Genomic DNA, 12609 nt, shown 5'->3' with positions numbered 1-12609 from the left:
GGGGTGTTCAACAATACACCCCGAGCGAGATGCTAGATGCACTTACTTGAGCGTGGCGTACATGACGGCCTTGATGGTGTGCATGCGGTTCTCGGCCTCGTCGAAGACCTTGGAAGCGGGGCTCTCGAAGACCTCGTCGGTGACCTCCTGCTCGGTGATGCCGAACTGCTCGCACTTCTCGGCGCCAATCGTGGTGTTGGTGTCGTGGAAGCTGGGCAGGCAGTGCAGGAAGATGGCACCCGGGTTGGCCATAGCCATGACCTCGGAGGTGACACGATACGGGGTGAGCTGAGCGATGCGCTCGGCCCAGACCTCGTCAGGCTCGCCCATGGAGACCCACACGTCGGTGTAGATAACGTCGGCACCGGTGACGCCGTCCTTGACGTCGGTGGTCAGCTTGATGGTGCAGCCGTTGGCCTCGGCGATGGGCTTGCAGGCCTCGATGACGTCGTCAGCGGGCATGCACTCCTCGGGGCCGCAGGCCACGAAGTTCATGCCAAGCTTGGAGCAGACAACCATGAGGGAGCGAGCAACGTTGTTCTTGCAGTCGCCCATGAAGACGAGGGTCTTGCCCTTGATGTCGTAGTTGAAGTTCTCCTGGACGGTCAGGATGTCGGCGAGCATCTGGGTGGGATGCCACTCAGTGGTCAGGCCGTTCCACACGGGCACGCCGGACTTAGCAGCGAGCTCCTCGACATCGTCCTGGGCAAAGCCACGGAACTCGATGCCGTCATACATGCGGCCGAGAACGCGGGCAGTGTCCTCGATGGACTCCTTCTTGCCCATCTGCGACGAACCCGGATCGAGGTAGGTGACGCCCATGCCCAGATCCATGCCGCCGACCTCGAAGGCGCAGCGGGTACGAGTAGAGGTCTTCTGGAAGAGCAGAACGATGTTCTTGCCCTCGAGATAGCGGTGCGGAACGCCAGCGCGCTTCATATCCTTGAAGTTCTTGGAGAGCTTGAGCAGGTACTCGATCTCCTCGGTGGTGAGGTCGAGAAGCTTGAGGAAGCTACGGCCGGAAAGGTTAACACCCATGGTTTGATTCCTTTCGAAGAAATGAATTACGTAAGTATTAGTGGTGCCCGTTTAACGGGCGAAGCCGGTGCGGTTGTAGGGGGACCGCACCGGAAACGGAAAGACTTAGAGGTCCTCGCGCCAGAAGGGCATGCTCATGCAGCGCGGGCCGCCGCGGCCGCGGGAGAGCTCGGCGGAGGGCACGACGAGAAGGTCCAGGCCCTCCTTGTACAGCACGTCGTTGGTGACGGTGTTGCGGGCGTAGACGCAGATCTTGCCGGGCTCGACGCACAGGGTGTTGGAGCCGTCGTTCCACTGCTCGCGGGAGGCCGCGATCGGGTCGCCGCCGCCGCAGGGGATCAGCTTGACCTGGTCGACGCCGGTGGCGTCCTCCAGGACGTGCTCGAGGGTGTCCTCGATCAGGCGGATGTTCACGTCGCCCGGGTTCTTGCCGGCGGTCAGCTCGTAGACGCGCAGGGTGCCCATGATGGCGGGGTGGATCGTGAACTTATCGACGTCGATCTGGGTGAAGACCGTGTCGAGGTGCATGAAGGCGCGCGAGACCGGGATGTCGAAGGCCAGGATGCGCTCGACCTTGGAGTCGGAGTTCCAGAAGATGTTCTGGGCCATGACGTCGATCGCGGCGGCCTGGGTGCGCTGGGAGATGCCGACGGCGAGGGTCTTCTCGTTGATGTTCAGCACGTCGCCGCCCTCGGTGTGGAACTGGCAGTCGCGGCGGAAGTACAGCGAGACGTCCTTGTAGTCGGGGTGGTACTTGAAGATGTACTTGCCGTACAGGGTCTCGCGGTTGCGGGTGACCGAGTACATGCGGTTGAGGTTGACGCCCTCGCCGATGACCGCGAACGGGTCGCGGGTGAAGTAGAGGTTGGGCATCGGGTCGATGATCAGGTCGGACTCGGACTCGGAGTTGACCAGGGAGTCGAGGGTCGTGGACGCCGTGAGGGGCATGTCGATCTCGGACTTGGTCATGCCGGCCATGGTCTTCTTGACGAACTCGAGGTTGTCCTCGATGGAGTCCAGCTTCTCGCGGACGATCTGCGGCATGTGCTGGCCGCGGATGCCGGCCTCGGCGATGTACTGGTCGGTGAACTCGGCGCGGGCGCCGGGGACCTGGTCGAACACCTCGGCGACGAGGTTCTCGAGGTAGAGGACCTCCACGCCCTGGTCCCTCAGGATCTGGGCGAAGGTGTCGTGCTCCTGCTGCGCGACCTCCAGGAACGGGACGTCGTCGAACAGGAGTCGCTCGAGCTCGTCGGGCGGCAGGTTGAGGAGCTCGTCGCCGGGACGGTGCAGGCAGACCTTCCTGAGCTTGCCGATCTCGGAAGGCACGTGCAGACCTTTCGTCATGGCCTCCTACCTTTCTTTCGGGCCCTTGTCAGGGCCGATTCGTTAGCGCCCCTCCGTGTGAGGCGTTATTGCTGACGACATATTTATATCCAAAATCAGCCCATACTTCCACCTTGCCCCCGAACGGTTTTTTATAGGGGGTGAACGGCATACACATATACTTCACGCATGGCACACTTCATCTTAATAAAGCGTATTTACGTGCTTAAACGCGTTTTCAATCCTAAAATCAAATGGAACTTAACTTTGTTAAATCATCCTCAAATTGCATATTTCCACTAAAGCTATGAATAGAATTAGCGGTTCATACCGCGTCTCAACCATTTTCATTTTTATTCAGAAAAAAGATTGTCCTATTCATTTCTGGTAAATAAATTACCGTTTACCAGACGCTTGATACCGTTCACCGGAAACTCAGTATAAGGCCCAGCGGATACCGGCTCGCTTTACGGCCCCATTTGTAACAACTTGACTTCTCGGTATAGAAAAACGGACCCGCTTCACTAGGGAAACGGGTCCGTTTTCGATTATCTTCGGCCAATTTAGATAACGCCCTCGAAGATCATCGGAATCCTAGCGATCAAACTCCGCCAGCGCCTCGCCCAAAAGCCTCAGGCCCTCGCGCAGAACGTCCTCGCTCGCGCAGTAGCCCAGGCGTGCGCCACAGGGAAGCTCAAAGCGGCTGCCGGGTACCAGCAGCACTCCCCTCTCGGACAGCAGGCGCTTGCAGAACTCCTCGTCGTCCTCGGGAATATCCAGCTGGATAAACGAGGTAGACACGCCCTGTGGGGCCGTCCAGGAAACGCGATGCTGCGTATCGATCCAAGCCTGCGCGATATCGCGGTTGCCAAACACGATCTTGCGATTGCGCTCGAGGATCTTGTCCTTGTGCTCAAGCACATAGGTCGCCAAGGCGTCGTTGAACACACCGCCGCAGATCATGGTGTAATCGCGATAGGTACGGATGCGGTTGGACACCTCTTCGTCGGCCACGACCCAGCCCACGCGGGCCGCAGGCGTCGAATAGGTCTTCGACAACGAGTTGGTGACAATGGCCCTCTCGTACACGTCGACCATCGACATAAAGGACTCAGTGTTTTCGAGCGGCAGATACACCTCGTCGCACAGCACGTAGGCGCCCACCGAACGGGCGATCTCGGCAATCTGGCCGAGCATATCGGTATCGAGCACCGTACCGATGGGGTTCGATGCGTTGTTTATGCAGATAAGCTTGGTGTTGGGGCGCACCAAGCGCTTGAGTTCCTCGATATCGGGCTTCCAGCCGAGTTCCTCGCGAAGCTCCCAATACTCGACCTCGGCGCCCAGCGTGCGCGGAATCTCGTAGAGCGGTGCGTAGGTGGGCCACTCGGCGATAACGTGGTCGCCGGGCTCGACCACGGCCATGATGGCGTTGAGGTTCGCACCCGTGCAGCCATTGGTCTGCAGAATGTGGTCGGGATTGACCTCCTGACGATACAGCTTGGCAACCACGGCCTTAAACTCCGGCGAGCCCTCGATCCAGCCGTAGTTCATCTTCTCGCGGTCCAAGCGCTCGTAGAACGTGGCGCCGTCCTGCTCATCGAGCGCGCGCAGCTCGCCCATGGTGAGCGACGAGATCGTCGACTGGGCGATGTCCCACGTGGCACTTTTCTCCCAAACGTTGAGCCATTCCTCAACGCCAATCGTCTTGATGTCCATGGCCAAGCTCCTTACAAAAGCAGTCATCCAATCGTGTTGACGTCCCTCATACAAGATTGGGGCGGTGCGAAAACCCGCACCGCCCCAATGGGAGACATCTAATTGCAGCTAGATGTATGTATTATGACCTGTACGGGTCCTGAAAGACCTTAGAGGTCCTCGCGCCAGAAGGGCATGCTCATGCAGCGCGGGCCGCCGCGGCCGCGGGAGAGCTCGGCGGAGGGCACGACGAGAAGGTCCAGGCCCTCCTTGTACAGCACGTCGTTGGTGACGGTGTTGCGGGCGTAGACGCAGATCTTGCCGGGCTCGACGCACAGGGTGTTGGAGCCGTCGTTCCACTGCTCGCGGGAGGCCGCGATCGGGTCGCCGCCGCCGCAGGGGATCAGCTTGACCTGGTCGACGCCGGTGGCGTCCTCCAGGACGTGCTCGAGGGTGTCCTCGATCAGGCGGATGTTCACGTCGCCCGGGTTCTTGCCGGCGGTCAGCTCGTAGACGCGCAGGGTGCCCATGATGGCGGGGTGGATCGTGAACTTATCGACGTCGATCTGGGTGAAGACCGTGTCGAGGTGCATGAAGGCGCGCGAGACCGGGATGTCGAAGGCCAGGATGCGCTCGACCTTGGAGTCGGAGTTCCAGAAGATGTTCTGGGCCATGACGTCGATCGCGGCGGCCTGGGTGCGCTGGGAGATGCCGACGGCGAGGGTCTTCTCGTTGATGTTCAGCACGTCGCCGCCCTCGGTGTGGAACTGGCAGTCGCGGCGGAAGTACAGCGAGACGTCCTTGTAGTCGGGGTGGTACTTGAAGATGTACTTGCCGTACAGGGTCTCGCGGTTGCGGGTGACCGAGTACATGCGGTTGAGGTTGACGCCCTCGCCGATGACCGCGAACGGGTCGCGGGTGAAGTAGAGGTTGGGCATCGGGTCGATGATCAGGTCGGACTCGGACTCGGAGTTGACCAGGGAGTCGAGGGTCGTGGACGCCGTGAGGGGCATGTCGATCTCGGACTTGGTCATGCCGGCCATGGTCTTCTTGACGAACTCGAGGTTGTCCTCGATGGAGTCCAGCTTCTCGCGGACGATCTGCGGCATGTGCTGGCCGCGGATGCCGGCCTCGGCGATGTACTGGTCGGTGAACTCGGCGCGGGCGCCGGGGACCTGGTCGAACACCTCGGCGACGAGGTTCTCGAGGTAGAGGACCTCCACGCCCTGGTCCCTCAGGATCTGGGCGAAGGTGTCGTGCTCCTGCTGCGCGACCTCCAGGAACGGGACGTCGTCGAACAGGAGTCGCTCGAGCTCGTCGGGCGGCAGGTTGAGGAGCTCGTCGCCGGGACGGTGCAGGCAGACCTTCCTGAGCTTGCCGATCTCGGAAGGCACGTGCAGACCTTTCGTCATGGCCTCCTACCTTTCTTTCGGGCCTTACTGGCCGAATGTATCAGCGCCCCTCCGTATGGGACGCTGCTTGCTGACAGCTCTAGTTATATCCAAAAACCACCTGCAATTCCACCTCGCCCCCGAACGGTCAGCAAAGTGCGATGAACGGTATATCTCATATGATTCCCCCATGATGCACTTCGGTTCTCTAAAGCAGGTTTTCAAAGGTAAATGTTCTTTTTTCTAAGGAATTAAGCTAGATTGCACAAATATTTTCATGTTTAGGAATTGCATAGCTAAAACGGTTTTCTGCATATATATGTCGTTTGTTCATGATTCAATTTGGATTCGATTATATTCAGCTCGCAATCATTCTTATTCATACATCCTCACCAATTGAGTATGGATATAGATTGTTTCTAAACGAGTTGGGCAGTTAGTTGCATGCCTTGGCAGCGTAAGAAGTAGGTAAAGATACCGTTCACGCGATACGTCCGTGCCACAGGTCGACTAAATTGAGACAATAGTGAATAGTGTTAGGCTACCGTCCCCTGTGGGGACTGAACGGACAGATGCATATGCCGAGCAAAATCGAAAAGAAGCAAGCCGCCGCAAAGCTGCGCAAGCCGCCGCGTGATTTTTCATATACACAAAACCGAGAGCTTAGCTGGCTGCGCTTTGACAACCGTGTGCTTGACGAAGCCTTCGACGAGACCGTTCCGCTGTTCGAGCGTCTAAAGTTCGTGTCGATTTTCGAGTCTAACCTCGACGAGTTTCTCATGGTGCGCGTGGGCGGCCTGTCCGATCTGGCAGAGCTCAAAAAGCAACCTGTCGACAACAAGAGCAATATGACCGCCTCCGAACAGGTCGATGCTGTCATGGCCGAAATGCCCGGGCTCCTTACCCGTTGGGAGTCCATCTTTAAGAGCATCGAGGGCAAGCTCGACACCTTGGGCGTTCACCGCGCCCGCATCGATTCGCTTACGCCCGAGGAGCGCACCTTTGTAACCCGCTACTTCCAGGCCTACGTGTCGCCGGTCATCTCGCCGCTGGTCATCGATCCTCGCCACCCCTTCCCCAACCTACGCAATGGCGCGCTCTATCTGGCCTGTGGTCTGGACGGCGCCACCGACGAGGAGAGCCTGCTGGGCCTTATCGAGATTCCCGCCTCGATGAACCGCGTGGTCGAGATCCCCTCGCCCACCGGCACCTACTCCTACATCTTGCTCGAGGACGTCATCCTCGCCTGCCTGGACAGCTGCTTTGGCTCCTATAAGCCGCTGGATCGTGCGCTGATCCGCGTCACCCGCAACGCCGACATCGATCCGGACGGCGAGGGCGTCGAAGAGGAAGAGGACTACCGCCAGCACATGAAGCGCATCCTCAAGAAGCGCCTGCGTCTGCAGCCGGTAGTGCTCGCGGTCTCGGGGTCGCTCGAGAAGGCAACGCTCAAGACCATCCGCAAGGCGCTCGAGCTTTCGCGCCGCTCTGTCTTTACCTGCGATATCCCGCTCGACCTGGGCTACGTCTTTGGCATTGAGGGCAAGATTCCCGAGCACCTGCGCAACGAGCTGCTCTTTACGCCGTTTAGGCCGCAGCCCAATCCCACCATCGACATGACCCGCTCCATCCGCGAGCAGGTGCTGCAGCACGACAAGCTGCTCTTTTATCCCTACGAGGCCATGAACCCCTTCCTGGATCTGGTGCACGAGGCCGCCTACGACCCCGAGTGCATCTCGCTGCGCATCACGCTCTACCGCGTGGCCAAGCAGAGCCGCCTGTGCGAGTCGCTGATCGATGCTGCCGAGAACGGCAAAGAGGTCACGGTGCTCATGGAGCTCCGCGCCCGCTTTGACGAGCAGAACAACATCGAGTGGGCCGAGCGTCTGGAAGAGGCAGGCTGCACCGTCATCTACGGCTCCGAAGGCTTTAAGTGCCACTCCAAGATCTGCCAGCTCACCTATCGCGAGGGCATGGCGCTCACCCGCCTCACGCTTTTGGGCACCGGCAACTTTAACGAGAAGACGGCCAAACTCTACAGCGACTTTATGCTCATGACAGCCCATCCCGGCATCGGTGAAGACGCCAACCTGTTCTTCCGCAATCTGTCGCTGGGCAACCTGCGCGGCGACTACCGCTTCCTGGGTGTGGCGCCCGTCGGACTGAAACCGCTCATCATGCGCGGGCTTGACCGCGAGATCCAGCGCGCCCTTGCCGGCGAGCCCGCCCGCGTGTTCTTTAAGCTCAACTCACTGACCGACCGCGAGGTTATCGACAAGATCGCCGAGGCATCGTGTGCCGGCGTGCGCGTAGACATGATCATCCGCGGCATCTCGTGCCTCAAGCCCGGTGTTCCGGGCAAGACCGAGAACGTGCATGTCCGCTCCATCGTCGGACGCTTTTTGGAGCACGCGCGCGTCTATGCTTTCGGCGTGGACTCGGACATGATTTACCTGAGCTCAGCCGATATGATGACGCGCAACACCGAGCACCGCGTGGAGATCGCCTTCCCCGTGCTCGACCCCACCTGCCGCGCCCTAGTGCACGAGTACATGGGCATGCAGCTGCGGGACAACGTGAAGGCCCGCAGCCTCACGAGCGACGGCACCTGGGTCCCCGTGGAGCGTGCAGAGGGTGAAAAACCCTTCAACTCGCAGGAAGCTCTGCTGGAGCGTGCCTATCGCAACGCCGAGGCCGCCGCGCAACAGCGCGCACAGGAGAAGGAACGCGTAGCCGAGGAGGCTATTCAGGCCGAGGTTGAACATGGGGCAGCTGCCAAACCGAAAGCGGTTGCCGCTCCCCCGGTGAATGAGCCCGAGGCTGCCGCAGAGCCCGCCGTGGAGAAAGCGCCCGCGCCCGCTACCGCGACTCCGGGGCCCGCCGCCGAGGCAAAGCCCGCCCCTGCTCCTGAGCCGCAGCCGGCCGCACCCGAGGTTCAGAAGGTCCAGGCGACCGTCATTGAGCCCGAGCCTGCACCTGTACCTCGGCCCGAGCCTCAGGTCACCAAGCCCGCACCCGAGACGAGTGCCCGTCGCGATAAGCCCGCTGGCAAGACCAAGGCCATCGAGCGCCATCGCCCCGGCCGCGTGCGCATGGGTCTGGGCCTGATCGGCCTGGGTCTTAAGACGCTCATTACCGGCAAGACGAAATAGTCGTTTGTAGAAGCAGTTTGTAGAAGCGCCCCGCATTTGAGGAAAGCCTCGGATGCGGGGCGCTTTTCCCTGCTACCATGGTGCGAACAACAACGCGAATGACAGGCAGGAATATGAAGCTCACTATAGAATCGATGACCTACGGCGCCGACGGGCTGGCGCACGCCGACAACGGCAAGGCCGTCTTTGTGCAGGGTGCCGTGGCAGGCGACATCGTCGAGGCCGAGGTCGTACAGGACGGCAAGTCGTTCATGCGCGCCCGCACCACCGAGATTCTGGAGCCAAGCCCCGATCGCATTCAGCCTCCCTGCCCCTTCGTGGGCATCTGCGGCGGCTGCTCGTGGGGCAATCTCTCACGCACGGCACAGCTCGCCGCCAAGGAGCAAAACCTGCGCTCCACGCTCGAGCGCATCGGCAAGTTCGCTCCTGAGCAGGTCGATGAGTTGGTACAGCCCATCTGCCACACCAAGGACGACTGGGGCTACCGCAATAAAATCGAGCTCGAACCGACCGTCGTCAACGGTCGCGTGCGCCTTGGCATGCACGGTGTCGACCCCAGCAAAATCGTGACCGTCGATATGTGTCCGCTGTTCGATAAGCGCTTCCCGAAGGCACTCAAATCGGTCGTCGGCGCACTTAACTATCTAAGCGGCAGCCATGACTTGGGGCTCGAACGCGTGGGCATTCGCGCATCGCGCCGCACCAAGGCACTCGAGGTCGCACTCTGGACGCCGACAGGCTCTTTTCCGCGCTCGCAGGTCTCCCGCGTGCTGGCGGACGCCGCTCATCCCACGAGCATCGTGCGCGTGATGAGCAAGGGCGAAAAGAAGGCCCGCCGTGTCTCTAAGGTGGAGATGCTCGCCGGTGAGGGCTCGTGGACCGAGAACATCGCTGACGGCCAGATGCGCCTGTCCGCCCCATCGTTTTTCCAAGTCAACACCAAGGGCGCCGAGATTTTGATCGAGCTCGTTATGGAGGCGCTCGATCCGCAGGAAGACGAGCTTGCCGTGGACCTGTACTGCGGTGCCGGCACCTTTACCCTGCCGCTCGCCCGCCGCTGCGACTTTGTCGCTGCCGTCGAGGCCTACGGCCCCGCCGTGCGCGATCTACGCCGTAACCTGGAAATCAACAAGCTTGATAACGTCGACGTCATTGGCGGAGACGCGGTGCGCGAGTTCCCCGACCAGGACGCCGATGTCCTAGTAGTCGACCCGCCGCGTGCAGGCCTAGCACCTGAGGCCATCGACCTCATCGCCAGCACAAGCGCTCGCGATGTCGCCTATGTGAGCTGCGACCCGGCCACCCTGGCGCGCGATCTCAAACGCTTTGTCGAAGAAGGCACCTTCTCCCCCGTAAAGATCACGCCAGTCGATCTGTTCCCACAAACCTTCCACTGCGAGACCGTCGTCCACCTTAGGCGCAACTAGCTGATGATTTTTCTGGGACGGGGATTAAATGATCAATTTGTACCGAATGATTATTTAATCCCCGTCCCTTTTAAACATTGGGAAATCGAGCGTGGCAAGCGGGGGTCTTCGGGGTATAAGACGGCTAATTGTATGCCGCCCTATGAAAGGAACCCTTATGCCCAGCGTTGCCGTTCTTGCCGCCGATGGCTTTGAAACGATTGAATGCCTGACCATGGTCGATGTCATGCGTCGCGGCGGCGTGCGCGCCACGCTCGTCTCGATTATGCCCACGCGCGAGGTCGTAAGCTCGCTGCAGATCCCCGTGACCTGCGATGCGCTCTTTGATGAGATCAACTTTGACGAGTACGACTGCGTCGTGCTGCCCGGCGGCCTGCCCGGTGCCACCAACCTGCGCGCCGATCAGCGCGTCTGCGACGTGGTCTGCGAGTTCGCCGCGACCAAGCACGTCGCCGCCATCTGCGCCGCCCCGTTTATCCTGGGCGAGCTCGACCTGCTCGAGGGGCGCCACGCCACGTGCTTCCCTGGCTTTGAGAAAAGCTTCCCCGAGGGCGCCTATACCGGCGAGAAGGTTACGCAAGACGGCAACATCATCACCGCCAGCGGCATGGCCCAGTCGCTCCCCTTTGCGCTTGAGCTGCTGCGCACGATCGCCGGCGACAAGGCTGTCGAGAAGGTCGCCGAGGGCATCCAACTATGATTTTGGCTTCGCAATCACCGCGCCGCATAGAGCTGATGCGCGAGGCAGGCTACAACATTCGCGTGATTCCCGCGGATATCGACGAAACGCCCTTTGATGGCGAGGCCCCGCTCACGCTTGTCGAGCGCTTGGCACGCGCCAAGGCGGCTGCCGTTGCTGCCGAGTATGCCGAGCCCAATGAGCTGACGGTCGCGGCCGACACCATCGTCACCTTCGACGGCAAGATTTTGGGCAAGCCGGCAACCGAGGGCGAGGCGCGCACCATGCTCCGTGAGCTTTCGGGCCGCACGCACCAGGTCGCAACCGGCGTCTGCATCGTTAAGGCAGGCGATACGGCCGCCCCGCATGCCGCCGAGAGCCTGTCGTTTGTCGATATGACCGACGTGACATTCTACGAGCTCACCGACGAGCAGATCGAGCACTACGTTGCCTCGGGTGAGCCCATGGATAAGGCAGGCGCCTACGGCATCCAGGGCACAGGCGGCCGCATGCTCGTGCACGATATTTCGGGCGACTTCTATAACGTGGTGGGCCTACCCATCGCCCGCGTCGCGCGCGCGATTCAAAAACTCTCGTAATTGCATCTGGCGCTGGGTATCCCCCAGCGCCTACAATTTTGGCGTACCGTACGGATCCCGACCGGGCACAAGGCGCGGCGGAAAACCGATAGGAGTTAAACATGGATACACTGCTCGAGGCCATTGACGTCTGCGATGTCGATGGCTTTTGCTATGGCAACTATACGGACGAGGAGGCCGGCACCGGTTGCACCGTAATCGTGGCACCCGAGGGCGCCACCGGCGGCGTTGACGTTCGCGGCGGTGCTCCCGCTTCGCGCGAGACCGACCTGCTGCGACCCGAGAACACCGTCGACAAGGTCCACGCCGTCTGCCTTTCGGGCGGATCGGCCTTTGGCCTCGAGGCTGCAAGCGGCGTCGCTCGCGAGCTTGAGAGCCGCGGCATCGGCCTTCCCGTCGGCCCCACGCAGGTGCCTATCGTGTGCTCGAGCTGTATCTTCGACCTCGCCTTTGGTAACCCCACCGTTCGCCCCGACATTGAGGCCGGCATCGCCGCCGTGCGCGAAGCACTCGACAACACCCCCACCAAGCTCGAACAGGGCAACGTAGGCGCCGGCACGGGCGCTACCGTGGGTAAGCTCATGGGCCCCGCTACCTGCATGAAGGCCGGCCTTGGCGCTGCCGCCGTGGCGCTCGGCCCCATCAAGGTGGGCGCCGTGGTCTCGGTCAACGCCTGCGGCAACGTTGTCGACCCCTTCACCGGCGAGTGGGTCGCCGGTATGCGCGCCGCAGCCGATAGCGACCAAATCGTCGACATGGAACTCGCAGCCTTTGCCGCCGCCGGATCCATGCAGATGCCGCTCGACCGCACCAACACCACCATCAGCTGCATCGTCACCAACGTGGAACTCACTAAGGCACAAGCCACCAAGGTCTCCCAGATGGCCGCAGACGCCTACGCACACGCCATCCGTCCCACGCACACCACCAACGACGGCGACACCATCTACACCCTCGCCAGCGGCAAACTGGGCGCCCAGGCAAGCGCCGCCGTTCCCCTAGACCTGCTGGGCATGCTCGCCGTAAGGGCCCTGGAAACCGCCATCGTAAACGGAGCCAAAACCGCAAAAACCTCCCACGGCATCCCCGGCGCCGCGAAGTAGCCTAACCTGACGGTTGCCCGGTGGGGCTTGGTTATGTTTGCTGCTCTACAGTCCTGGCTCGCACGAAGAGCACATTAAGTGCTCTTCGGCTCGTGCGGAACTCGCGACAAACACAACCAAGCCCCACCGGGCAACCTACCAACCAGATTCTTTTCAGCCCAGGCCCCTGTGTACCGCGCGTCGAAGATCTTCAAAT

The 12609-nt window shown here is 60.9% G+C and carries 9 protein-coding genes; 5 read left to right on the top strand and 4 right to left on the bottom strand.

The window, feature by feature from the left end:
- Positions 1–42: 42 nt before the first annotated feature.
- From argF to arcA (LCQ44_RS06820), 4 genes are all read right to left on the bottom strand, one after another.
- The gene (gene argF, locus LCQ44_RS06835) at positions 43–1038 is read right to left on the bottom strand and encodes an ornithine carbamoyltransferase (RefSeq protein WP_006234279.1); all 996 of its coding nucleotides are present in this window, start codon (positions 1036–1038) and stop codon (positions 43–45) included.
- Between the two features lie 105 nt (positions 1039–1143).
- Positions 1144–2385: an arginine deiminase gene (gene arcA, locus LCQ44_RS06830; RefSeq protein WP_055309804.1), complete on the bottom strand. Its 1242-nt coding sequence runs from the start codon at positions 2383–2385 to the stop codon at positions 1144–1146.
- 573 nt (positions 2386–2958) lie between these two features.
- Positions 2959–4083, bottom strand: coding sequence for an aminotransferase (locus LCQ44_RS06825; RefSeq protein ID WP_225093425.1), 1125 nt, complete (start codon positions 4081–4083; stop codon positions 2959–2961).
- A gap of 149 nt (positions 4084–4232) precedes the next feature.
- Entirely contained in the window at positions 4233–5474 is a 1242-nt protein-coding gene (gene arcA / locus LCQ44_RS06820) for an arginine deiminase (protein ID WP_055309804.1), read from the bottom strand.
- 557 nt (positions 5475–6031) lie between these two features.
- Between arcA (LCQ44_RS06820) and ppk1 the strand changes: the two genes are divergently transcribed.
- The 5 genes from ppk1 to LCQ44_RS06795 all read left to right on the top strand — a co-directional run bounded on the left by ppk1 (position 6032) and on the right by LCQ44_RS06795 (position 12413).
- Positions 6032–8605 carry a polyphosphate kinase 1 gene (gene ppk1, locus LCQ44_RS06815; protein WP_225093424.1) on the top strand — a complete coding sequence of 858 codons (2574 nt, stop codon included), beginning with the start codon at positions 6032–6034 and terminating at the stop codon, positions 8603–8605.
- 98 nt (positions 8606–8703) lie between these two features.
- Positions 8704–10032, top strand: coding sequence for a 23S rRNA (uracil(1939)-C(5))-methyltransferase RlmD (rlmD, locus tag LCQ44_RS06810; protein ID WP_195620553.1), 1329 nt, complete (start codon positions 8704–8706; stop codon positions 10030–10032).
- A 157-nt stretch (positions 10033–10189) separates the two neighbouring features.
- The gene (locus tag LCQ44_RS06805) at positions 10190–10732 is read left to right on the top strand and encodes a DJ-1 family glyoxalase III (protein ID WP_022094094.1); all 543 of its coding nucleotides are present in this window, start codon (positions 10190–10192) and stop codon (positions 10730–10732) included.
- Positions 10729–11310 carry a Maf family protein gene (locus LCQ44_RS06800; RefSeq protein WP_006234292.1) on the top strand — a complete coding sequence of 194 codons (582 nt, stop codon included), beginning with the start codon at positions 10729–10731 and terminating at the stop codon, positions 11308–11310. The genes LCQ44_RS06805 and LCQ44_RS06800 overlap by 4 nt, the downstream gene beginning before the upstream one ends.
- A 101-nt stretch (positions 11311–11411) precedes the next feature.
- The gene (locus tag LCQ44_RS06795; protein WP_225093423.1) at positions 11412–12413 is read left to right on the top strand and encodes a P1 family peptidase; all 1002 of its coding nucleotides are present in this window, start codon (positions 11412–11414) and stop codon (positions 12411–12413) included.
- Positions 12414–12609: the final 196 nt, after the last annotated feature.

The sequence above is a fragment of the Collinsella aerofaciens genome, from assembly GCF_020181355.1.
In the GTDB taxonomy this organism is placed as follows: Bacteria; Actinomycetota; Coriobacteriia; order Coriobacteriales; family Coriobacteriaceae; genus Collinsella.
The sequence above is the reverse complement of the archived record's forward strand: the minus strand, read 5'-3'. Positions and strand labels throughout refer to the sequence as shown.